The sequence below is a fragment of the Paenibacillus sp. JNUCC 35 genome (assembly GCF_058269095.1).
Map to the genome: position 1 here is coordinate 2215427 of NZ_CM177771.1, position 23483 is coordinate 2238909.

Consider the following 23483-nt stretch of genomic DNA (forward strand, 5'->3'; position numbering starts at 1 on the left):
GGGGCCTGGTCCCCCTCCTGGAACCTATGGAGGGAACCATGGTACGTTTGACCCGAATGAACGGCAAGCCGTTAGTGATCAACGCGCTTATGATTGAAATGATGGAAGAAACACCGGACACCGTGATTACATTGATTAACGGTAAAAAAATTATGGTCCTTGAACAAGAGGCAGTGGTCACAGAGATGGTAGAACAATTTTTGAAACGGATCGGTGCGGTTCAAGCAACGATCAAGTCGGCGAATACGGAGGGCTTGTAGTGCTTAAAAATCGATTTTTTCTGATGCTGGTTTCCATTCTTGTCGCCATCACATTAGTTCTGACGGCTGCATTTGTGTTATGGACGGTTATGGACAATAAATCGGAATCGGCCGGTGCGGAAAAGGCGCAGACTTCGGCTGAGATCAAAGAAAACACCGTCATTATGAAAGATATTACGACAAACCTGGCCAGTCAGGGCAGCTTCGTTAAAATCAGTCTGGCTTTTGAGCTGGAAAACAAAAAAGCAAAAACGGATTTCGAAAATTTGATTGATTCCCGCATCAAAGGAACAATCATCCGGACTCTTTCTGACATGAATTCCGATCAGATTTCAGGCAGCAAAGGGCAGGATAACTTGACCAACACGCTGATCAGCAAGCTTAATCCGCTTCTTAATGAAGGAAAAATAAGGCGCATAAATATTACCGACATTGTACTTGAGTAGCCTTTTACATAGATCGGATACGCACAAAGGGGGTGACTCTTATGGTTGATGTTATGTCACAGAATGAAATCGACGCTCTTCTGGCAGCTCTCTCTTCCGGTGAAATGGACGCAGAGGAACTCAAGAAAGAAGATACGCAGCGAAAAGTTCGATTGTATGATTTCAAACGGGCCGTACGCTTTTCCAAAGATCATATCCGGAGCTTAACGCGGATTCACGAGAACTTTGCCCGGTACTTGACGACTTATTTCTCGGCACAACTAAGAACGTTTGTCCAGATCAATGTCGTTCAGGTCGAACAGCTTCCTTATGATGAGTTTATCCGCTCGATTCCCAAAATGACGATCTTGAACATTTTTGAAGCAGAGCCATTAGAGGGAAGAATGGTTTTGGAAGTCCATCCGAACGTGGCGTACGCGATGCTGGACAGGCTTCTGGGCGGTGTCGGCGTGTCTCCGCAGAAAATCGCGGCTTTGACCGAGATCGAGACGATTGTCATGGAGCGGATTTTCAGCCGGGCGTTTGAGAGCCTCCAGGAAGCATGGAAAACGATCATTGATCTGTCTCCACGGCTCGAAGCTCTGGAAACGAATCCGCAATTTATGCAGATCGTTTCTCCCAATGAAACCATTGCCCTGATTTCGTTAAGCACCAAAATCGGCGACACGACCGGGATGATCAACCTTTGTATCCCGCATGTCGTTATCGAGCCGATTATGCCCCGTCTGTCGGTGCACCACTGGTTTGTATCCCAGAAGAAAAGCCGGGCTCCCGAGGAAGTCGAGATTTTGCAGGACAGGCTGACTCAGGCCAAGCTTCCCATTATCGCGGAACTGGGAGAATCGCAAATCACGATTCACGAGTTTCTGAATCTGCAGCCCGGGGATGTCATTACACTCAACAAGCCGGTAAACGAGCCTCTGCACATCAAAGTCGGCGAGAAGCTTAAATTTACAGGCAGCGCAGGTACAACCAAGAGCAAAATGGCCGTTCAAATCGGCGAAATTGTAAACGAAGGAGCAGAAGTACATGACGAGTAAAGATTATTTGTCGCAGGAGGAAATAGACGCGCTGTTGAAGCAGGCGGTTGATGAGCGTTCCGACGATAATCCATCTTCTTCTCATTCTTCGAATATCGATGATTACTTATCCTCGCTTGAGCAGGATGCTCTGGGGGAGATCGGCAACATCACGTTCGGAAGCGCGGCGACCGCATTATCCACTCTGCTCGGCAAGAAAGTGGACATTACGACACCTAAAGTATCGTGCATTCCGCGCGTACAGTTGGTCAACGAGTTTCCCCAACCGCACGTTGCCGTTCACGTCAACTATGTAGACGGCTTTGACGGCATCAATCTGCTCGTGATCAAGACTCGCGACGCTCAAGTCATTGCCGATCTGATGATGGGTGGAGACGGTCATGTGGAGGGCGACGAGCTGTCCGAAATTCACGTCAGCGCCGTTCAGGAAGCTATGAATCAGATGATGGGTTCGTCCGCGACTTCAATGTCTACGATATTCAACCGGTTCGTGAATATCTCTCCTCCGGGAATAGATATTTTGAATCTGTCGAATGGAGAAGGAAAACTACCGAACGAAGACGTATTTATAAAGATATCCTTTAGACTGACAATCGGGGACCTTATCGATTCGACCATCATGCAGCTTCTTCCCGTCGATTTCTCCAAAGAAATGGTACACATCCTGATGGGCGGGGCTTCCGAAGAGGTTTACGAAGAAACGGCGGCCGCAGTCAGCGAAGAAGTTCCGCCTGCTGTCACCAACCAGGTGCAAGCGGACACGAACGCTCAAGCTTATCAGCAGCCGGTTCCGGAACCGCCTTATACAAACCCGGCAGAAGCGCCGTACACGAATCCTTCGATGGGGGGCAACCCGATGCCTATGAATCAACCGCCTGCACAACAGTCATACGCGCAGCAGCCGATGAATCATGCACCACAGGGAGGAAATTACGGAGGAATGAACAGGAATGTAAACGTACAACCGGTACAGTTCTCCAATCTTCAGCAGGGAGGATACAACCAGACAGACGACACGAACCTGAATCTGCTGCTTGATATCCCTTTGAAAGTAACGGTCGAGCTGGGAAGAACACAGAAAGTGATCAAGGATATCCTGGAGCTTTCGCAAGGTTCGATCATCGAGCTGGATAAATTGGCCGGTGAACCGGTAGATATTCTGGTTAACAACAAACTGATCGCCAAGGGAGAAGTTGTCGTTATTGATGAGAACTTCGGCGTTCGCGTCACCGATATCGTCAGTCAGTGGGATCGCATTCAAAAAATACAATAACTATCTTTTGGGAGGATTATTTTATCATGGGGAACAGAATTTTGATCGTAGACGATGCAGCATTTATGAGAATGATGATTCGCGATATTTTGACGAAGAACGGGTATGAGGTTGTCGGCGAAGGCAACGACGGCGTACAAGCCGTAGAGAAATTCAAAGAGCTGCGTCCCGACCTCGTAACGATGGATATCACCATGCCGGAGATGGATGGAATCAATGCACTGAAAGAGATCAAAAAGATTGATCCTAATGCCAAGGTTATCATGTGCTCGGCGATGGGACAGCAGGCAATGGTCATCGATGCGATCCAAGCCGGCGCCAAAGACTTTATCGTGAAACCTTTCCAAGCGGACCGTGTTATCGAAGCCATTAAGAAAACAATGGGCTAAGCGTAAGCTTTTAATAAGGAAAGGAATGTGAAGCTTGAAGAAACAGGCAGGAAAGCTGCTTCTGGCAACGGCAGGACTGATCGTTCAGCTGCCGTTCTGGACTTCCGTTTGTTTTGGGGCACCTGAGCTGGGCGACAACACTCGGCCCGGTTCGGGAACGGGAGAGACGGGGAGTATCGATTCGATCGTGATGATCGGAAAGGTGATTTTCTTTCTCCTTCTTATCATCGGTCTTTTTTACGGCATTATGAAGATGTTGTCGAAAAAAAGCGGATTCCGCTTCGGACGTGCCATGCAGTCGCTGGGTGGGGTGCCGCTCGGCCAAAACAAGTCGATCCAAGTCGTCGAAATCGGTGATTCGCTGTACATCGTCGGAGTTGGAGATAACATCCAGCTTCTCGAGAAAATAGCCGATGCGGGCGAGGCGGCAAGGCTGAAAGAGCAGATCACGGCACAAACCCGAGCGGCAACGGAATTTATTACAGTCGGCAAATGGCTCGAGAAAATACGCAAGAAGCCGGGTGAAAACAACGTGGTGGAAGAAGAAGAGCTTTCGCCGAATTTTCACCAGGTCTTTCAGGACAAACTGCAGAATGTCGCCCAGCGCAACAAAAGCGTAGAAGAATGGCTGCAGGAAGAAAACGAACAAGATCGGTTGAAGTCAAATGAGCAAAAATAAAGGAACTCTTATTATTCTGCTTGCTTTACTTGTGTTCATGGGATGGGCAGGGAATACGGCTTATGCCGCCCCGGACCCGCAAAATCCGATTCCCGGCATTAGCTTCAACGTGGATACGGGAAGCGGAGCTTCCGGAGCCTCAAGCACGATCAGCGTCATTTTGCTGTTAACGGTTCTGAGTCTGGCGCCTTCGTTTCTGATTCTGATGACCAGCTTTACGCGAATCGTCATTGTGCTGGGGTTCGTACGCACGTCTCTAGGGACGCAGCAGATGCCGCCCAACCAGGTATTGATCGGACTGGCCCTGTTTCTCACTCTGTTTATCATGGCCCCGACCCTTGGGCAGATCAACGATACGGCCGTTCAGCCCTACATGAAAGGGGAATTGAATCAGACGCAGGCTCTTCAAAAAGCGTCCGTTCCCATCAAGCAGTTCATGTGGAATCATACCCGGCCTAAAGATTTGAAGCTTTTCCTGGATTACACGAAAGCGGAGGCTCCCAAAGGAGTCGAAGACACACCGCTGACAGCCCTCGTTCCGGCTTATGCCATCAGCGAGCTGAAAACGGCGTTTCAAATGGGTTTCATGATTTTTATCCCTTTCCTGGTTATCGATATGGTTATCGCCAGTACGCTGATGGCTATGGGGATGATGATGCTGCCGCCCGTTATGATATCGCTGCCGTTCAAAATCCTGCTGTTTATTCTGGTGGACGGTTGGTATCTGGTCGTTAAATCGCTGCTCCTCAGTTACAGTACATGAACGCGGAAGCTGGAGGTCGCCTAACATGAGTTCGCAATTTATCATTAAGCTGGCCGGCGAAGCGGTCTATACGGTGCTGAAAGCCAGCGCTCCGATGCTGGTGATCGCCCTGGCGGTCGGCCTTATCATCAGTATCTTTCAGGCTACGACTCAAATTCAGGAGCAGACGCTTGCATTCGTGCCGAAAATCGTGGCGGTTCTGCTGTCAGTCTTAATTTTCGGACCCTGGATTTTGAACACGCTGGTCGACTTTACCTTCAATCTATTCAACAATCTTCATCAATATATCGGGTAGGCGGCCATGGAGCTTTTGTTTCAACTTTTACCCAACGCTATGCTTATTTTTTGTCGAATGACCTCGTTCCTTGTCGTCGTACCGCTGTTTTCGTCCCGAAATGTGCCCAGTATGTTCAAAATCGGACTCGCTTTAGTTCTGACTCTGATCGTGACGGCAGCTCAAGGGACGTCCCAGCTGGTTCCGATGGACGCGCAGTATGTATTGCTGGTCATCCGGGAAATAATCGTCGGCCTGCTGCTCGGTTTTATCGCCTATCTATTTTTTACGGCCGTACAAATCGCGGGTTCCTTTATCGATATGCAGATCGGACTCGGGATGGCCAATGTGATCGATCCGATGTCGGGAACTACCGTACCCTTGATGGGCAATTTGAAGTACATGCTTGCCATGCTGCTGCTGCTAAGCTTCAACGGTCACCATTTTATGCTGCAGGGTATTATGAACAGCTATGAATGGATTCCGCTGTCCAACAATTTGTTTGCCCAGCTCTACGGGGGACAGATTACCGAATTTCTGGTGAAAACCTTCTCGAGTGTTTTCTCTCTGTCGATGCAGTTGGCGGCTCCCGTTGTCGCAGCGATGTTTTTGACCGACCTCGGTTTGGGTTTACTGACGCGTGTCGCTCCCCAATTCAACATTTTCGTAGTCGGGGTGCCGCTGAAGATCATCATCGGGTTTTTCCTGATCGCCCTGTTAATGCCCGAGTTGATCGGATTGTTTCACCAATTGTTCGACCGGATGTTCGAAGCGATGCAAAAGCTGCTTAACATAGTGGCCGGCAAAGCGTTTGAAACACCGTAGAACCTGTACGGGAAAGGAAAGGATACGTATGGAACCGCTCCGTTTGAAGCTGGACCTGCAGTTGTTCTCGCAAGAGAAGACGGAACCGGCGACACCGAAAAAGAGGCAGGACGCCCGTAAAAAAGGCCAAGTGGCGAAAAGTATGGAGCTGCCTGCTGCTTTTATCCTGTTTTTTTCATTTTTATCGTTTTACATGATCGGCGGATTTATGAAGGAACGTCTGATGGATCTGTTCTCGGGTACGCTGAGGCACGATTTGTTGATGGATGTGACCATGGCGAATGTGCGGATGTTATTTTACCGGCTGTTAATTCATTTTTTGGTTATGCTGGCTCCCATCTTGATCTTGACGATGGTCATTGCACTCGCGGGAAACTACCTTCAGATCGGAATCCTTTTTACAGGCGATCCGCTCAAAATGAAATTGAGCAAACTGAATCCCATCGAGGGGTTCAAAAAAATATTTTCGATGCGTTCGGTCGTTGACTTTTTGAAGTCCATGCTGAAAATGAGCGTGATCGGAATCGTTGTTTATATGACGCTGTGGGACGAGAAAACGCAGCTTCTCACCCTTAGTCATGTACCGCTGGAAAAATCGCTTCATTATATATGGTCACTGACGCTGACGTTGGGCATGAAAATCGCTTTAATTCTGGTGGTGCTTGCCTTGTTCGATTACCTGTACCAGAAGTATGAATTCGAGAAAAGCATACGAATGTCCAAGCAGGACATCAAAGACGAATACAAGAAAATGGAAGGCGACCCCCTTATTAAAGGGAAGATTCGCGAAAAACAACGCCGGATGGCCATGCAGAGGATGATGCAGGAGATTCCAACGGCGGATGTCATTATTACAAACCCGACGCATTTCGCGGTGGCCATCCGGTATGATTCGGCCAATATGCAGGCTCCTAAGGTGGTTGCGAAAGGGACGGATCACGTGGCTTTGAAAATACGTGAAATTGCGAAGGAACACGGCATTATGATTATGGAAAACAAGCCGCTTGCACGGGCGCTTTACGCTCAGGTCGATCTGGAAGAGTCGATTCCGGGCGATCTGTTCCAGGCCGTAGCCGAAGTGCTGGCTTATGTATACAAAATTAAGGGCAAAGTGAAGAACGCGTAGAAAGGGGGGCCGTACATGAAACCAAAAGATTTAGTTGTACTGATCGGGGTAATCGGGATTATTTTGATGATGGTGGTGCCGATTCCAACCGCCCTCCTCGATTTTTTGCTCATCATAAACATTACGATCTCGCTGATGATTATTCTGGTCGGGATGAACACGCAGGAAGCTCTGCAGTTTTCCATTTTCCCGGCCCTGCTGCTTGTGACGACCTTGTTCCGCTTGGCTCTTAACGTTTCGACGGCTAGAAATATTCTGGCTCATGCCGAAGCGGGAGCCGTGGTCGAGACGTTCGGTAACTTCGTGGCGGCGGGTAATATCGTAGTCGGATTTATCGTGTTTCTTATTCTGGTTATCGTGCAGTTTATCGTCATCACGAAAGGTTCGGAGCGCGTAGCCGAAGTAGCGGCTCGCTTTACCCTGGATGCGATGCCCGGCAAGCAGATGAGTATCGACGCCGATTTGAACGCCGGCATGATCAATGAGCAGCAGGCGCGCGAGCGCCGCAGAAAAGTAGAACGCGAAGCCGACTTCTACGGAGCCATGGACGGAGCGAGTAAATTCGTCAAAGGAGACGCGATTGCCGGCATTATCATCCTGCTGATCAACCTGGTCGGCGGACTGATCATCGGGATTTCGATGAAAGGCATGTCGTTCGGAGAAGCCGGACATACATATTCGATTCTTACCATCGGTGACGGACTGGTCAGTCAGATCCCGGCCCTGCTCATTTCAACCGCTTCCGGCATTATCGTTACGCGCGCCTCTTCGGAAGGAACGTTCAGTAACGATATCGTCGGTCAGTTGACCGCTTATCCGAAGCTGCTGTATATCGTGGCGGGAACGATTGCCTTTCTGGGAATTTTCACGCCGATCCATTGGTATACGACCATTCCTATTGCGGTTCTACTCGTTTTTGCGGCACGGAAGATGCAGCAGAACTTGAACCGGAAACAGGTTGAGGAAGAACAGATGGTGGAAGAACAGCAGATTGAAGAAGTACGGAGTCCGGAAAGCGTGATCAGCCTGCTGCAGGTGGATCCGATCGAATTCGAATTCGGTTACGGGCTCATTCCGCTGGCTGATGCCCAGCAGGGCGGAGATTTGCTCGACCGGATTATTCTGATCCGCAGACAATGTGCGCTGGAACTCGGTATCGTGGTTCCGGTTATCCGGATCCGCGATAATATTCAGCTTCGGCCTAACGAGTATATCATCAAAATTAAAGGCAATACGGTTGCGGGCGGCGAATTGCTGCTTAACCACTACTTGGCCATGAGCCCGGGATTCGAAGACGAATCCGTCACGGGAATCGAGACGACCGAACCTGCGTTTGGACTGCCGGCCCTATGGATCGATGAGATGACCAAAGAGCGGGCGGAATTGTCCGGATACACCGTGGTGGATCCGCCTTCCGTAGTCGCTACTCATCTCACGGAAATCATCAAGAAGCACGCCCACGAGCTTCTGGGACGTCAAGAAACCAAGACGCTTATCGACAACGTCAGAGAAGCGTACCCGGCTCTCGTGGACGATTTGATTCCGAATGTCCTGTCCATCGGCGACGTGCAGAAAGTGCTTGTGAAACTGCTCCGGGAAAAAATTTCCGTACGCGATCTGGTTACGATCCTGGAAACGCTGGCGGATTACGGACCTTACTCCAAAGATCCGGATATTTTGACGGAGTATGTGCGGCAGTCTCTTTCGAGGCAGATCACGCTGCAGTACTCGTCTCCGCAGGATTCGCTCCGCGTCATTACCGTAGGACCGGGGCTGGAGAAAAAAATCGCGGATTCCGTTCAGCAGACGGATCAGGGATCTTATCTGGCTATCGACCCGTCTTCCTCGCAGGTCATTTATCACAAGCTGGGTGAACAGGTGAGTAAAATGGTCCAGTCCGGCCACCAGCCGGTTATCCTGGCTTCACCGACGATCCGTATGTATTTGCGCCAGCTTTTGGAACGTACCATGCAGGACATTCCGGTTTTGTCTTACAGCGAGCTTGAACCGAGTGTAGAAATTCAAAGCATGGGAGTTGTCAACTTGTGAGAGTGAAACGTTACATTGTCGATTCAATGCCGGACGCTCTTCATAAAATTCGAACCGATCTCGGTAAGGATGCCGTTATTTTAAGCACGAAAGAAGTGAAAACCGGCGGGTTTTTGGGACTCTTCGGAAAAAAACGCATCGAAGTGATTGCAGCTCTTGAGGAAGGTCAAACCGGTTCCGGTAAAAACGCTCTTGAAGGCGGCGCTCAGGCCCGTCCGTCCTCTAAAGCGGCTGCCGCCGCAGCGGTAACCGCTGTTGCCAAAGCGCGGCAGGAAGAAGAGGAGAAGTCGGCCGATCAGCCCCGTACCAATAAAGAGCAGGAGCTGAGGCAGAGAGAATTTGCGGAACTTCTGCTCAGGCAATCCGCCTTGCAAAATGAAGCGGTTCCGACTTACGGAACCGGCGACGCCGAGGCGTTGACTGCAAGGGAGACAAGCTTTCTCAAAAAAGAAGAGACCTTGGACGTTAAGTCCGGTTCGGAAACTTCCGCGGCTGCTGCCAATGGGCAGTCGTCAAGCGAAGTGAGGGGAGCAGGCTCGGACCAACGTCAGGCACCGGGCCAGCAGTCCCCACAGCCATCTCCCGCGGTCATCGACCGTCCGAGCGGTAGCCCGGCGGCAGAGGAAGCGCTGCCCGTCATTCCGCAGCGCCCTCCGGCGGCTGCCGCAGCCGCTTACGCGCAGACAAGGCCGGCCGCCGCCGAACAGCGGCAGAGCCTGTCGGTCCAAGCGGCGCCGCCCGTTCCGCCGAAGGCGGAAGCTCCGGCCGAGCCGGCTGCCGCAGCGCCGCAACCCGGCGGCTTCGCCAACGAACAGGCCGAGGCGCTGCGCGCCGCACTGGCCGCCTCCCGAGCGGAGGCGGCGGCAGAAGCGGCCGCTGCGCAGAGCGCGGCCCGCGAGGACCTGATGCTGGCTGAACTCCAGCATCTCAAGACCATGATGGCCGGCCTTGTCCGGCCATCCGCACAGCCCCAGCTGCCGCCCGTATGGGGGCGGCTGGAGGAGCATCTGCTGGCGCAGGAAGTACAGCCGGACCTGGTCCGGCAGCTGATCGAAAGCGCCAGAAGAGATCTTGCCGCCTCGGCCGACGAGGCGGAAGCGCGGCAGGCGGCGGAAGCGGTCCGCAAGCGGATGCTTGCGCTGTTCCCGCCGCCGCAGGGCAAGCCGATCTCGGCGGACTCCAAGATCGTCCATATCGTCGGACCGACCGGTGTCGGCAAGACGACGACGATCGCAAAGCTGGCCGCCGATCAGGTGTTGAAGCAGCGCCGCAAAGTCGGGCTGATCACTTCCGACACCTACCGGATTGCCGCGATCGAGCAGCTTCGCACGTATGCGAATATTTTGGACGTTCCGGTGGAAGTGGTGTTTTCCCCGGCCGATCTGACGAGGGCTCTGCACAATTTGAGAGAGGCCGACGTGATCTTCATGGATACGGCCGGACGCAATTTCCGCAACGAGATGTACGTATCCGAACTCAATACGCTGATAAGGCACCAAGGGCCGAGCGAAACGATTCTGGTGCTGAGCCTTACGTCGAAGTACAGCGACATGAAAGCCATTACCGCTAACTTTTCCAAGTTTAAAGTAGATAAAGTCCTTTTTACGAAAATGGATGAAACGTATTCTTACGGCGCCATGCTGAATTTGCTGGATGAATTCCCGATCCGGCTTTCCTACGTGACGGACGGACAGAACGTACCCGACGACATCATGGTAGCGGACGAGAACAGGATTGTCGATGCGGTGCTGGAGGGTTACTCGTATGAGTGACCAGGCCCAGGAACTGCGTGAACTGATCCGCCTGAGGCACGAGAAGGATACGCCGTCCCCGGGATCCGCGCTAACCGGACAGCCGGAGCGAAAGACGCGGATTATTACCGTCACAAGCGGCAAGGGCGGGGTAGGCAAATCGAATTTCACCTTGAATTTTGCTCTCTGCCTGCAGGCCCGGGGATACAAGACACTCATTTTCGATGCCGACATCGGGTTTGCCAACATTGACGTGCTCATGGGGATTTCCTCCAAAGCCAACCTCCTTCATTTAATTAAAGGAGAGAAAACGATCGGGGAGCTCGTCCAGACAGGACCTAAAGGCCTGCAGTTTATCGCAGGGGGGTCGGGGCTTTACGATCTGGTGAGGCTGTCGGACTCCGAAGCGGATTCTTTTACCGACCAGATTCAGGAGCTTGGCGGAATGGCCGATTTTATCCTGTTCGATACGGGAGCCGGGCTTTCCAAAGAAACCCAGCGGTTCATAGCCGCTGCCCAGGAAACGCTCGTGGTTACGACGCCGGAGCCCACGTCCATTACGGATGCGTATGCGCTCATTAAAATGGTTCGCAGCGAAGATCCCGATGTGCACTTCAAGCTGGTGGTCAACCGGGCCGCACACAGCCGGGAGGCAAAGGAAACGGCCGAGAAGATCGCCATGGTGGCCCGCCGCTTTCTGTCCGTCGAACTCCAGACACTCGGATTCGTGGAAGACGATCAGCATGTATCCCGGGCCGTTAAGGAGCAGACTCCTTTTACGATTGCTTATCCGAATTCTCCTGCCGCCAAAAGTATGAATGTCCTTGTCGATCAATTTCTGGGCCAACAGCCCAAAGCAGATTCAACCGGCGGATTTAAAGGTTTCCTCAGCCGGCTGATCGGCCGCTAATATATTCACATCTAGAGCCAATTCAGGAGGGACCCTATGGAGCCGTACCGTATTCTGGTAGTCGACGATTCGGTGTTCATGAGGAAGATCATTACGGATCTGATCGAAGAAGACCCCAATTTCCGTGTTGTAGCCGTCGCAAAGAACGGTGCGGAAGCCGTAGTCAAGACACAAGAGCTGAAACCGCACGCGGTTACGATGGATATTGAAATGCCTGAAATGAACGGGCTGGAAGCGCTGGAACGCATTATGGCCGCCACTCCGACTCCCGTTATTATGCTGAGTTCGCTGACTATGTCGGGAGCGGTTGAAACGATCCGGGCCCTTGAACTCGGCGCGATCGATTTTATCCGGAAGCCGTCCGGTTCGATTTCGCTGGATTTATTCAAGGTCAAGCAGCTTTTGCATGAGAAGCTGAGGATTGCGGTCAAAACACGCATGCAGCCGCCTCCGATAGAACCGGCGAAACGGCCCGAACGCTTCGTTCAGCCGTCCGCTCCATTCGTGAAGCCGCCGTCGGCAGCGGAGATTCCCAAGAGAACTGCTGCGGCGACGCAAGAAACGGGGAAGCCCGCGAGCGGTGTCGGCACTGGCAGCTCGAAAAGTTTTCGGGATCTCGTGGCGATTGGCACATCGACCGGGGGACCCAGAGCGCTGCAGAAGGTACTGAGCGGCCTACCGGCGGATTTTCCGGCCCCCGTTCTTATCGTCCAGCATATGCCTCCGAATTTCACCAAATCGCTGTCTCAGCGCCTTAACGACCAATGTGCCGTTCGGGTCGTGGAAGCGGAGGAAGCCCAGGTGCTCGAACCCGGTACGGCATATGTCGCTCCCGGCGGACTGCACATGACCGTCGTCAGGGCCGACGACAAGAAATACCGGATTTCTTTGAGCAAAAGCGAGCCGGTATCCGGACACCGTCCTTCCGTAGACAAGCTTTTCCAATCCCTGCTTCCCTTAAAAGAGCTGACCCGGCACGCCGTTATTATGACAGGGATGGGCAGTGACGGAGCGAGAACGATCGGAGAACTCCGAAAGGACGGAGCGGCGACCACGATTGCCGAATCCGAAGAGACATGCGTCGTATACGGCATGCCGCGAGTCGCGGTGGAGAACGGAGCCGCCATGTTTGTCCTTCCTTTGGGGGATATCGCTCCGAAGCTTGTCGAACGGGTGACGGATAAAAACGGCAGCCGCTAAAGAAAGTACTCGTTAAATTGACGGAGGTGCAGTTCTGTGGAGTTGAACCAATATTTATCGATGTTCATCGACGAATCGAAAGAACATCTGCAGGCTCTTAATGACAACATGCTCAGCCTGGAAAACAGTCCCGACAACATAGATATCGTTCATAATATTTTCCGCTCGGCACACACACTTAAAGGCATGTCCGCGACGATGGGATTCGAAGATCTCGCTTCGTTGACTCACGAAATGGAAAATGTTCTGGACCTGGTCCGTAACTTGAAACTGAAAATGGACCCCTTCATTTTCGACAGCCTTTTCCAGAGTCTGGACGCTCTCGATTCGATGGTCGAGGATATCGTTCAGGGCGGAACGGGCAAGGCCGATGTTACGGCTATTGTCACCGCATTGAAATCCATTGTAAGCGGGGATTATCTCAAATCGGCTCCAACCGCCGGAGGCGCCGGAGCGGAAGGCCAGGAAGAAAGCGTTATTGCCCTGGACCAATTCCAGCTCTCGGTTCTCCAGCAATCGATTGACGCCAACATGCAGGTGTTTTATGTCGAGGTCACCGTCCGGGAAGATTGCGTACTGAAAGCGGCCCGTGCTTACATGGTGTTCGAAATTTTGGAGCGTTCCGGGGAAGTCATCAAAGCGACGCCTTCCGTTCAGGAGATTGAACAGGAGAAATTCGACCGTACCTTCTCCGTGTATTACATAGCTAACGTTGGGAAAGCCGATCTGGAAAAAGAAATTTCGAATGTCTCCGAAATCGAGCATGTACAGATCATCGTACTCGATCGCGAAACGCTGGACGAGATGACGGGAAGCGGCGCAGCCCAGGCGGAGGTCAGGGCGGGTGAAGCCCAGGCGGCAGCGGCTGCAGCACCCGCTCCGGCAGCCAAACCGGCGCCGGCTAAGGAAACCGGTGGAGCTGCCAAACCGGCAGCGGCTGCAGGCGGCGGGCCTGTGGGAACCCGTACCATTCGGGTAGATATCGAACGTCTGGATTCTCTGATGAATCTCTTCAGCGAACTGCTCATCGACCGGGTCCGCCTGGAGCAGCTGGCAAGCGAAATCAAGCGCAATGAGCTGACGGAGACGGTCGAGCATATGGCCCGGGTCAGCAGCGATTTGCAGAATATCGTTCTCAAGCTGCGGATGGTGCCGGTCGATACGGTCTTTAACCGGTTCCCGCGGATGATTCGGGATATCGCCAAATCGCTGGACAAAAAAGTCGATCTCGTCATAACCGGTGCAGAAACCGAGCTGGACCGCACGGTAATCGACGAAATCGGCGATCCGCTCGTGCATCTCCTTCGCAACGCGGTAGACCACGGACTCGAAACCGTGACCCAGCGTGTGGCGAAGGGCAAAAGCGAGAGCGGAACCGTTCATCTCCGCGCTTATCACAGCGGTAACAACGTCTTTATCGAGATCGAAGACAACGGTAACGGCATTAACCGGGAGAAAGTGCTTGCGACCGCAGTGAAGAAAGGGATCGTCGCGCCTGAAATGGCGGACAAAATGAGCAGTTCCGATATCGATCAGCTGCTATTCGCATCCGGCTTCAGTACCGCGGACGTAATCTCGGACATTTCCGGCCGCGGGGTAGGCTTGGACGTTGTAAAAACGAAAATCCACTCGCTCGGGGGACATATTCATGTCGAATCCAATCCGGGCAGCGGTTCGATCTTCTCGATCAAGCTTCCGCTTACGCTCTCGATCATATCGGCCATGCTGGTCAAGATCGGCAGCGAGAAATATGCGATCCCACTTTCTTCGATTGTGGAGACGGCCCTTATCCAGCAGGGGCAAATCCGTTCCGTTCAAGGAAACCGGATGATCGATTTCAGAGGCAGCATGATTCCGCTCGTTTCGCTCAGCTCCGTACTCGATATTCCCGACTACAGCGAAGCCGACGAGACTGAAACCGAAGTTGTGGTTGTGCGCAAAGGCGAGAAAATGGCAGCGCTTATGGTGGAGGAGTTTATCGGTCAACAGGAGATCGTCCTGAAAACATTGGGTAAATACTTTACAAAGCTGTTCGCGATTTCGGGAGCGACCATTCTCGGCGACGGTCAGGTCGCATTGATTCTCGATACGAATGAACTCATTAAATAAATCAGGCAGGGGAGGCCGTTCAAATGGCTGAAGATAAAAAAATTATCGTATTTGCGCTGGCACATGAGGAATACGGAGTAGAAGTGGATAAGGTCAAAACGATCGAACGGATGCAGCCGATGACCCGCGTTCCGAAAACGCCCGCTTTCGTCAAAGGCGTTATTAACCTCAGAGGCGTAGTCGTGCCGGTTATCGACCTCCGCTCCCGCTTCGGGCTTCCGGAAACCCCGTATTCCGATAATACCCGTGTGATCATCGTAGCGGTAAACGAACTCGAAGTAGGGCTTATTGTAGATTCCGCTAACGACGTTATTGACTTGAACGAAGACAATATCGAGAATCCTCCCGAAGTTGTCGGCGGCATCAAGGCGAAATATCTGCACGGCATCGCTAAAATCGGAGAAGACCGTCTCCTGGTCCTGATGAACCTGGAACAGGTTTTGAACAGGGACGAAATCATCCAATTGGAAAAGATCGAGGCCTAAGCAAGTGGATACGTTCAGGCAGTTGGCGGATTATCAATTGGATGTACTTAAGGAAATCGGCAACATCGGTGCCGGTCATGCGGCCACTGCTCTGTCCACCCTGCTGGACAAGCCTGTGGATATGCTCGTTCCGAAAGTTATGGTTCTTCCTTTCGAGGAGATCCCTGAAATCGTGGGGGGAGCGGAGGAAGTCGTGCTCGCTATTTTTCTGCGGGTGGTCGGGGATGCTCCGGGCAATATGTTTTTTATTCTGAATCTCGAATCTGCTAAACGGATGCTGTTTTCCCTGATCGGGATGGAGCTTTCCGACAGCGGCGATTATACGGAGCTGGAAATTTCGGCCTTAAATGAAATCGGGAATATTTTGGCGGGATCGTACTTGTCCTCGCTGGCCGATTTTACTCGGTTGTCTATGTACCCGACCGTACCTTCCCTGGCCATTGATATGGCGGGAGCCATTTTAAGTTACGGCTTGCTGCAGTTCGGGGAGATGGGGGATCAGGCACTGCTGATTGACACGAAGTTTCTGGAAGGAAACGAAGAAATGCAAGGAAACTTCTTTCTTATTCCGGATCCGGAATCGTTTGGGAAATTATTTGCGGCACTAGGGGTAGAGGCACATGAATCAACAGACGATCATTAAAGTCGGTATGGCGGATCTTAATGTCGGCATGCCGGGGGGCGTGCTTAAAACGACGGGACTCGGTTCCTGCGTCGGGCTTACCTTATTCGATGACTTTGCCAAAGTCGGCGGAATGGCGCACGTCATGCTGCCGACATCCGAAATCGCCCGAGAAGGCACCGTCAACATTGCTAAATATGCGGATACCGCCATTCCCGAATTGATCGACCGGATGACCCGTCTTGGTGCCTCAATTAATCGGATGGAAGCGAAACTGGCAGGAGGAGCTCAGATGTTCGCTTTTGCCGGAGGGGGCGATACGATGCGAATTGGACCTCGTAATGTAGAGGCTTGCAAAGAAATGTTGGTCAGATACAAGATCCGAGTCAAAGGTGAAGATACGGGCCAGAACTATGGAAGAACGATTGAACTTAACTGCGATACGGGCGTGCTGACGATTCGAAGCGTACAGCACGGCTTGAAGGATTTGTAGAGATGGCGGGAACGATTCGTTGGAATTTCATAGTCGGTGCCGTCTCCTTTGTCCTCACCTTTCTCCTTTCGCTGGGCAGCAACGTTTGGCTGACCACGCTGCTGCGAAGCGTTTACAGTTTTGTCATTTTATTTGCCGTCACCTTCGGCTTTCGGTTTATTATGGGCCTGCTCCTATCCGCTAACAGTCCTGTCGTAAATGAAACGGCAGCGGCCGCCGCAGAAGGGCCCTCTCCAAACAAGAATCTCGGCCAGCATCTCGATCTGACTACTCCCGACGAAACCGCGCAGAAAGCGGCGGACGGAGTGGACAGGGAGGAAGCGGAATTTGCGCCGCTGCTGCCCACGAAGCTAGTTACCCGGAAGCAACCTGACACCGAGCAATCGGTCAGAGCCCTTCGTCAAATGTCTGAAGAATAAGGACGGTGTACAGCCATGATTGATAAAAAACCTAATCTGGCGCATTTCGATACGTGGAGACAGTGGAAGCAGGGCGGTTCCAGAGAAGCCAAGCAAACGCTGATTGAAACGTACCTGCCTCTTGTCGAATACGTATCGGGCCGTTTGGCGATTGGTCTCCCCAAGAACGTTTCCAAGGAAGACCTAGGAAGCTTCGGAATCATGGGTCTGATCGACGCCGTCGAGAAGTTTGACTACGAACGCGGTCTACAGTTCGAAACTTACGCGTCCTGGCGCATACGCGGGGCCATTATCGACGGCCTCAGACAAGGGGATTGGGTTCCCCGTTCCGTACGCGAGAAGGCTAAGAAAATTGAGGAAGCGTATCAGAAGCTGGAGCAGAAGTATCTTCGGACCGTAACGGATGAAGAGATCAGCGATTATCTCCAGGTTACGGAGGACGAGTTTCAGCATATGCTTCAGGAAATCGCCGTAACCTCCATTTGTTCCATAGACGAACCGATTCGTGAAGAAGAATCCGAAACCCGGCTTTCGCTTCTGGTGGACGAGCGTGCCAAAAATCCGGAATTTACAGTTAACGAATTTTACCTCAAAGAAACTCTTGCGCGGGCGATAGAGAAATTAACGGAGAAAGAACGGATCGTCGTTTCCCTGTTTTATTTCGAAGAACTTTCCCTGAGCGAAATTGCGGAAGTGATGAGTTTGTCGCCTTCCCGCATTTCTCAGCTTCATTCCAAAGCCATGCTGCGATTAAGAGGAGTTTTGAGTCGATATAAAGTTCAGTTGTTTGAAAAATAGAAGTTGCCGGGAAAGGTTGTCGATACAGGATGGACCGGATTTTGGAGTTGGACCAAATCATTAGGATTTCCGTCACGGACGATAAGTTGACATCCTTGCTGAAGTTTGCCGATGTCGGAGATGATTTTACGGTCACGTTTGACGAGCTTCAAGGATTGGCCAGAGCGAACAGCATCGTCCATGGACTCGATACGGAGGCGCTGCTCCGCATAGCGATAGATCCTCAGCCTTATCTGCTCGCCGAAACCGTGATCGCCGAAGGCACCCGCCCCGTTAACGGAACCGACGGATACGTCGATTATTTGTACGGGCGCAACAACGATACGCATAAGCCTGTCGAGACGGAAGACGGACGCGTTGATCTCAAAGAAGTATCCACCTTGAACAATATCAGAAAAGGCCAGATCATCGGCAAAAAGGTTCCCCCGACCGAAGGAACACCCGGCAAAGCCGTAACCGGGGAGCCGCTGCCGGCACGCGAAGGCAAGGAAGCCAGGTTTAAACTGGGAAAAAACGTCGTAACGGATAACGAGGAGAACGCTATTTACGCCGCCATCGACGGACTCGTCACCTACACGGACCGGAACAAAGTAAACGTGTTCCCCGTATACGAGGTGAACGGAGACGTGGATTACCGGACGGGTAACATCGATTTCGTCGGAACTGTCGTCATTCGCGGAAACGTGAGCCCCGGTTTCAAGATCAAAGCTTCCGGGGATATCCGCATAGTCGGCGGTGTGGAAGCGGCCGAACTCGAAGCAAGTGGTTCCGTTGAAATAACCGCCGGTATCGTGGGCAGGAACAAAGCCGTAATCCGGGCCGGGAAGAACGTGAAATCTTCCTTCATCCAGGATGCGACAGTAGAAGCGGCGGATACGATTACCGTTTCCCAAAGTATTCTTCATTCGACAATACGTGCGGGTAAAACCGTCGCTTGCAACGGGCCCAAAGGGCTGATCGTGGGCGGAACCGTTCAGGCCGGGGAGAAGGTTATCGCCAGAACGATCGGAAATTCCCTCTCCAATGCGACTGCGATCGAGGTGGGGCTGCTGCCGGAGCTTCGCAATGAATTGATTCAGCTTCGTTCCCAGCTCAAAGCGCTTGCGGATAATCAGTCCAAGACGGACAAAGCCCTTATTTTGCTGGACCAGTTGGCAGCGTCCGGCCAGCTCGGACCGGACAAAGTAGCGCTGCGAATTAAGCTGAATCATACAAAGCGCCAGGCCGGAGAAGAACAGCGTGAGCTCCGTGAACGGATTTTTGAAATGGAGAAATCGCTCGAAGACAGCGAACGCTCCAGCGTAGAAGTGATCTCTACCGTATACGGAGGAGCCAAAATCGTGATCGGCCGCTACACGAAGTTCATCAAAGATCCGATGAGCCATGTCGTGTTCCAGCTTGTTGCAGGCGATATCGGGCACAGCGCCTATATGCCTAAGTAAAGGCTCCCTGGTCAAGCCAATAACCAGCGATAATGACGAGGTGGAACTTTTATGGATATGAAACCGGTCGATTTGCAGTTCGCGGTTCACAAGAACGATCAGGCCGGCATCCGGCAGCAGCAGTTGAACCACAAACCCGAGATGGATCAGGTTCTGTTGGGAGCGGAAAATGAGAAGAACGCCGAACATAACCGGAAAGCCAGCGAGAAAATCGGAGAGAGCGAAGAGGCTCAAATCCGCAAAGAGGGCCGGCAGAACGGCGGTCAGGGCGGACGGGGCCGGCAGCAGAAGAAGGCCCCTCCTTCTCAAGAAGCGGAGCCGCCAAAGGCGGTTCACCCTTTTAAAGGCTCGCATATCGACTTGAGTCTATAAAGGAAGATTTGAAAGTACAGGTGATGTTAAAATGGAACCTTGGCAGATGATTGTTCTCCTCGGCCTCGTGATTGTGGTGTTTGCGGGAGTGATTCCCCGTTCGGCTGCAAAAAAAGGCGGGCAGGGGCCTTCGGCCCAGCTCGTGAAAGAGCTGGAAGAGAGCATGGCTCACTTTGCGTCCGATCTTGAGCTGCAGAACCAGGCGCTCATCGACCTGTTCAAGGAGACGCAGAGGGAGCACAAGCTCGAGGTCGCCAAATTGACCGCCAGGCTCGAAGTGCTGGAGCGCCGCAGCGTGGACGGAAGCGGGGCGGCGGTGCAGGCCGGCCGCCAGTCCGCGCCGGATCTTTCCCGGCACGGGTCCCGGAGCACGGAACCTCATGTCTACGCGGAGCCTGCCGTTCAGACGCACGGATCTGCACTGCCAACGCCCCGTCTTACGCAGACGGAGGAGTTCCCGGCCGCAGATGCTGCCGCATCTGTTCAGCCGCAGGAAGCTCCCCGAACGGAGCCGGAGCTCTCCGTGCGCGCCCGGTATGCCGCTCTTTTTGAGCTGCATGACCAGGGAAGATCCACGGAGCAGATTGCCAAACAGCTCGGGATGAACAAAGGGGAAGTCATGCTGATCATGCAGCTGGCCAAACGGGAGGGACATTCCGATGAAAGCAAATAAAACGCTGCTGGCCGGAATCGGCATCGGTATGATCGCGGGCTCGGCTCTTCTTCAGTTGATGATATCGGCCGCCCAGCCCGTCCAGCCGTTGTCGCAGAATTCGGCCGTTTCCATCGAACAGATGGACATGAACAAGCTGAAAACCGAAGCCGGGAAGTACTATCAGGTTTTTGACAAAAACCAGCCCGTTTTCACGAAAGAGCAGCATGAACAGGAACTGCAAAAGCAGTTGGAGGCAGAGAAAGCGAAAGCCCCGTCCGCCCAGCCCGCTCCTTCGGCGCAGCCTCAAATAACCGCCGTCTACATCGCACCGGGAATGAAGTCCAGCCAGGTGGCCAAAATCGTTTCCGTGAGCGGGTTAGTCGAAAGCCAGGAGCAATTTGAGCAGGCGATGGCGGCTAAGGCGGCAACGGGAAAGATCAAGTCGGGCGTTCATAAATTTACAGGCAAACCGACGCTGGACGAGATCGTTCAGAATCTGACCAGCAAGCCGGAATAAAAATAGGGCTCTTGCATTGCGCGAGGGTCTTATTTTGCGTGCGGAAGGGAATAATGATAACGCCCGGCCGGAGCCTTTCCGCGGATTAAAAATCTTGCCGAAAGTTGTCTCCAAACGCTGTTGCATCCCGCATGCGACTTGTGGTATAGTTATTGACGGTGTTAAAAACACACGACAGTTAATTCGTATAACGGTGCTTGTCCGGGCCTTGCGCACGGCGAGTTTTATACGGAGATGCGGCTGTCGGAGGAGCATTACACTAAAACCATTTTATTGAGGAGGTGTGTGAGGATGGCAGTAATTTCCATGAAGCAGCTTCTAGAAGCTGGGGTACACTTCGGTCACCAAACCCGTCGTTGGAACCCGAAAATGGACAAATACATCTTCACTGAAAGAAACGGCATTTACATTATCGATCTACAAAAAACGGTTAAAAAGGTTGAGGAAGCTTACAACTTCGTTAAATCGGTCTCTGCTGAGAACGGTACGATCATGTTCGTAGGTACCAAAAAACAAGCTCAAGACTCCGTTAAAGAAGAAGCGGAACGTTGCGGCATGTTCTACATCAACCAACGCTGGCTCGGCGGCACGCTGACCAACTTCCAAACGATTCAAAAGCGTATCAACCGTCTTAAAGAGCTTGAAAAAATGGAGCAGGACGGCACGTTCGAACTTCTTCCTAAGAAAGAAGTTATCATCCTGAACAAGGAAAAAGATCGCCTCGATAAATTCCTCGGCGGCATCAAAGGCATGAAAGGCCTGCCTAGCGCCCTGTTCATCATTGATCCACGCAAAGAGCGTATTGCGGTTGCAGAAGCTCGCAAACTTGGTATCCCAATCGTAGGTATCGTTGATACGAACTGCGATCCGGACGAAATCGACTATGTTATCCCAGGTAATGACGACGCGATCCGCGCTGTTAAATTGCTGACGGGTAAAATGGCCGACGCTGTGATCGAAGCTAACCAAGGCGAACAAACAACGGCTTAATCGACATAAACGAACGTAACAGGAAAAGGGTGGTCTGAAGGCACTTAAGCCTATCACCGCCCTTTTTTTAAAATACTTACACTCTTAGGGAGGTCCCTATTATGGCAGTAACAGCTGCAATGGTAAAAGAATTGCGTGAAAAAACAGGCGCAGGCATGCTTGATTGCAAAAAAGCGCTGGACGAAGCAAACGGTGATCTGACGAAAGCAAGCGAAATCCTTCGTGAGAAAGGCCTTGCCGCTGCCGCTAGCAAAGCGGGCCGCGCAGCTACCGAAGGCGTTGTTGAATCTTACATTCATGCCGGCGGACGTATCGGCGTTCTTGTCGAAGTTAACTGTGAAACTGACTTCGTTGCCAAAACGGACAACTTCCGTGATTTCGTAAAAGGTATCGCGATGCAAATCGCCGCTGCGAACCCTTCCTACGTTCGTCGTGAAGAAGTTCCGACAGAAGAGCTTGATAAAGAAAAAGAAATTCTTCGCAACCAAGCGCTGAACGAAGGCAAACCTGCTCACATCGTGGACAAAATGGTTGAAGGCCGCATCAGCAAATACTACGAAGAAATTTGTCTGATGGAACAATCCTACATCAAAGATCCGGACAAAACGGTATCCGTCCTGCTGAACGAAATGATCAGCACGATCGGGGAGAACATCTCCATCCGTCGCTTCGCTCGCTTTGAGCTGGGTGAAGGTCTCGAGAAGAAAGTCGACAACTTCGTTGAAGAAGTAATGGCACAAGCTAAAGGCAACGCCTAATACCGAACGGACCAAAAGCGGGAACACATTGTGTTCCTTCTTTTATAAACAGAAACGGTACAAGAAAGATAGAAGCACGCTGATTTGTCAGAACGGAGGGTACCAAAGTTGGAGCGACCTTTGTATAAAAGAGTAATCTTAAAGCTGAGCGGTGAGGCTCTTGCCGGACAGCAAGGATTCGGGATCGAATCGGACATCATTTCTTCTATCGCCCTGCAGGTGAAAGATGTGGTCGATCTCGGGGTGGAAGTTGCTATCGTCGTGGGCGGAGGCAACATCTGGCGCGGGATTGCAGGCAGTGCCAAAGGCATTGACCGGGCTACGGCAGACTACATGGGCATGCTTGCAACGGTCATGAATTCCCTGGCTATGCAGGACGCGCTGGAGAATATTGGCGTGCCGACCCGTGTGCAAAGCTCCATTTCCATGCAGCAGGTAGCGGAGCCGTACATCCGCAGAAGAGCGATTCGTCATCTGGAGAAGGGCCGAGTCGTCATCTTTGCTGCCGGAACAGGTAACCCTTATTTTTCCACGGATACGACGGCTGCGCTTAGAGCGGCCGAGATTGAAGCGGAAGTTATCTTGATGGCCAAGAACAAAGTAGACGGAGTTTACTCCGCGGATCCTTTCAAAGACGAAACGGCCGAGAAATACGAGACCCTCACTTATCTAGAGGTGCTTAACAAAAATCTCGGCGTGATGGACTCAACCGCTTCCTCGCTGTGCATGGACAACAATATCCCGCTTATCGTATTTTCGATCACAGAAAATGGCAACATTAAACGGGTAGTCCTCGGCGAAAAAATCGGTACCATTGTCAAAGGGAGTGTATAATCGT

General features: G+C 52.1%; 27 protein-coding genes. All 27 read left to right on the forward strand.

The features are described 5' to 3' along the window. Nucleotides 1-38 precede the first annotated feature (38 nt). The 27 genes from AC2TF6_RS10220 (at nt 39) to pyrH (ending at nt 23479) form a co-directional block, all read left to right on the forward strand. A complete protein-coding gene (locus AC2TF6_RS10220; protein ID WP_009676773.1) occupies nt 39-260 on the forward strand; it encodes a flagellar FlbD family protein in 222 nt (73 codons plus the stop codon). Beyond that, nucleotides 260-706 (forward strand): flagellar basal body-associated FliL family protein, encoded by a 447-nt coding sequence (locus tag AC2TF6_RS10225; protein ID WP_387539637.1) that lies wholly within the window; start codon nt 260-262, stop codon nt 704-706. Before AC2TF6_RS10220 ends, AC2TF6_RS10225 begins: the two co-directional genes overlap by 1 nt. A gap of 41 nt (nt 707-747) precedes the next feature. Beyond that, a complete protein-coding gene (gene fliM / locus AC2TF6_RS10230; protein WP_491310910.1) occupies nt 748-1746 on the forward strand; it encodes a flagellar motor switch protein FliM in 999 nt (332 codons plus the stop codon). After that, nucleotides 1736-3019 carry a flagellar motor switch phosphatase FliY gene (gene fliY, locus AC2TF6_RS10235; RefSeq protein WP_491310911.1) on the forward strand — a complete coding sequence of 428 codons (1284 nt, stop codon included), beginning with the start codon at nt 1736-1738 and terminating at the stop codon, nt 3017-3019. The genes fliM and fliY overlap by 11 nt, the downstream gene beginning before the upstream one ends. Nucleotides 3020-3045: 26 nt before the next feature. After that, nucleotides 3046-3408, forward strand: a complete 363-nt coding sequence (locus tag AC2TF6_RS10240) for a response regulator (RefSeq protein WP_009676759.1) — start codon at nt 3046-3048, stop codon at nt 3406-3408. Between the two features lie 34 nt (nt 3409-3442). Beyond that, on the forward strand, nt 3443-4087 hold the full coding sequence (gene fliO, locus AC2TF6_RS10245; RefSeq protein WP_491310912.1) for a flagellar biosynthetic protein FliO: 645 nt from the start codon (nt 3443-3445) through the stop codon (nt 4085-4087). Beyond that, nucleotides 4074-4850 carry a flagellar type III secretion system pore protein FliP gene (fliP, locus tag AC2TF6_RS10250; protein WP_491310913.1) on the forward strand — a complete coding sequence of 259 codons (777 nt, stop codon included), beginning with the start codon at nt 4074-4076 and terminating at the stop codon, nt 4848-4850. Before fliO ends, fliP begins: the two co-directional genes overlap by 14 nt. A gap of 25 nt (nt 4851-4875) precedes the next feature. Beyond that, on the forward strand, nt 4876-5145 hold the full coding sequence (gene fliQ, locus AC2TF6_RS10255) for a flagellar biosynthesis protein FliQ (RefSeq protein WP_009676755.1): 270 nt from the start codon (nt 4876-4878) through the stop codon (nt 5143-5145). 6 nt (nt 5146-5151) lie between these two features. Then, nucleotides 5152-5949, forward strand: coding sequence for a flagellar biosynthetic protein FliR (gene fliR / locus AC2TF6_RS10260; protein WP_491310914.1), 798 nt, complete (start codon nt 5152-5154; stop codon nt 5947-5949). A gap of 28 nt (nt 5950-5977) precedes the next feature. Next, nucleotides 5978-7075 (forward strand): flagellar biosynthesis protein FlhB, encoded by a 1098-nt coding sequence (gene flhB, locus AC2TF6_RS10265; RefSeq protein WP_491310915.1) that lies wholly within the window; start codon nt 5978-5980, stop codon nt 7073-7075. 15 nt (nt 7076-7090) lie between these two features. Further along, a complete protein-coding gene (gene flhA / locus AC2TF6_RS10270) occupies nt 7091-9124 on the forward strand; it encodes a flagellar biosynthesis protein FlhA (RefSeq protein WP_009676772.1) in 2034 nt (677 codons plus the stop codon). Beyond that, on the forward strand, nt 9121-10896 hold the full coding sequence (flhF, locus tag AC2TF6_RS10275; RefSeq protein ID WP_491310916.1) for a flagellar biosynthesis GTPase FlhF: 1776 nt from the start codon (nt 9121-9123) through the stop codon (nt 10894-10896). Before flhA ends, flhF begins: the two co-directional genes overlap by 4 nt. Beyond that, a complete protein-coding gene (locus tag AC2TF6_RS10280; protein ID WP_491310917.1) occupies nt 10889-11785 on the forward strand; it encodes a MinD/ParA family protein in 897 nt (298 codons plus the stop codon). The genes flhF and AC2TF6_RS10280 overlap by 8 nt, the downstream gene beginning before the upstream one ends. A gap of 36 nt (nt 11786-11821) precedes the next feature. Beyond that, nucleotides 11822-12985 carry a protein-glutamate methylesterase/protein-glutamine glutaminase gene (locus AC2TF6_RS10285; RefSeq protein ID WP_491310918.1) on the forward strand — a complete coding sequence of 388 codons (1164 nt, stop codon included), beginning with the start codon at nt 11822-11824 and terminating at the stop codon, nt 12983-12985. A 36-nt stretch (nt 12986-13021) separates the two neighbouring features. Next, a complete protein-coding gene (locus AC2TF6_RS10290) occupies nt 13022-15094 on the forward strand; it encodes a chemotaxis protein CheW (protein ID WP_491310919.1) in 2073 nt (690 codons plus the stop codon). Nucleotides 15095-15117: 23 nt separating this feature from the next. Next, nucleotides 15118-15579 (forward strand): chemotaxis protein CheW, encoded by a 462-nt coding sequence (locus tag AC2TF6_RS10295; RefSeq protein WP_218228519.1) that lies wholly within the window; start codon nt 15118-15120, stop codon nt 15577-15579. A gap of 4 nt (nt 15580-15583) precedes the next feature. Continuing rightward, nucleotides 15584-16222, forward strand: a complete 639-nt coding sequence (locus AC2TF6_RS10300; RefSeq protein ID WP_491310920.1) for a chemotaxis protein CheC — start codon at nt 15584-15586, stop codon at nt 16220-16222. Then, on the forward strand, nt 16200-16694 hold the full coding sequence (locus AC2TF6_RS10305) for a chemotaxis protein CheD (RefSeq protein WP_009676751.1): 495 nt from the start codon (nt 16200-16202) through the stop codon (nt 16692-16694). The genes AC2TF6_RS10300 and AC2TF6_RS10305 overlap by 23 nt, the downstream gene beginning before the upstream one ends. Before the next feature lie 2 nt (nt 16695-16696). Continuing rightward, entirely contained in the window at nt 16697-17113 is a 417-nt protein-coding gene (locus AC2TF6_RS10310; protein ID WP_491310921.1) for a hypothetical protein, read from the forward strand. Between the two features lie 15 nt (nt 17114-17128). Further along, nucleotides 17129-17911, forward strand: a complete 783-nt coding sequence (locus AC2TF6_RS10315) for a FliA/WhiG family RNA polymerase sigma factor (protein WP_009676771.1) — start codon at nt 17129-17131, stop codon at nt 17909-17911. 29 nt (nt 17912-17940) lie between these two features. Then, nucleotides 17941-19353 (forward strand): flagellar assembly protein A, encoded by a 1413-nt coding sequence (locus AC2TF6_RS10320; protein WP_491310922.1) that lies wholly within the window; start codon nt 17941-17943, stop codon nt 19351-19353. Between the two features lie 51 nt (nt 19354-19404). Continuing rightward, the gene (locus AC2TF6_RS10325) at nt 19405-19725 is read left to right on the forward strand and encodes a hypothetical protein (protein WP_009676781.1); all 321 of its coding nucleotides are present in this window, start codon (nt 19405-19407) and stop codon (nt 19723-19725) included. Between the two features lie 31 nt (nt 19726-19756). Beyond that, nucleotides 19757-20398 (forward strand): DUF6115 domain-containing protein, encoded by a 642-nt coding sequence (locus AC2TF6_RS10330; RefSeq protein WP_491310923.1) that lies wholly within the window; start codon nt 19757-19759, stop codon nt 20396-20398. Then, nucleotides 20385-20897, forward strand: a complete 513-nt coding sequence (locus tag AC2TF6_RS10335) for a hypothetical protein (RefSeq protein ID WP_491310924.1) — start codon at nt 20385-20387, stop codon at nt 20895-20897. The genes AC2TF6_RS10330 and AC2TF6_RS10335 overlap by 14 nt, the downstream gene beginning before the upstream one ends. Before the next feature lie 291 nt (nt 20898-21188). Beyond that, nucleotides 21189-21887 (forward strand): 30S ribosomal protein S2, encoded by a 699-nt coding sequence (gene rpsB, locus AC2TF6_RS10340; RefSeq protein ID WP_009676777.1) that lies wholly within the window; start codon nt 21189-21191, stop codon nt 21885-21887. A gap of 101 nt (nt 21888-21988) precedes the next feature. Next, nucleotides 21989-22645 (forward strand): translation elongation factor Ts, encoded by a 657-nt coding sequence (gene tsf / locus AC2TF6_RS10345; RefSeq protein ID WP_009676775.1) that lies wholly within the window; start codon nt 21989-21991, stop codon nt 22643-22645. Nucleotides 22646-22753: 108 nt separating this feature from the next. Continuing rightward, entirely contained in the window at nt 22754-23479 is a 726-nt protein-coding gene (gene pyrH / locus AC2TF6_RS10350; RefSeq protein WP_009676779.1) for a UMP kinase, read from the forward strand. Nucleotides 23480-23483: the final 4 nt, after the last annotated feature.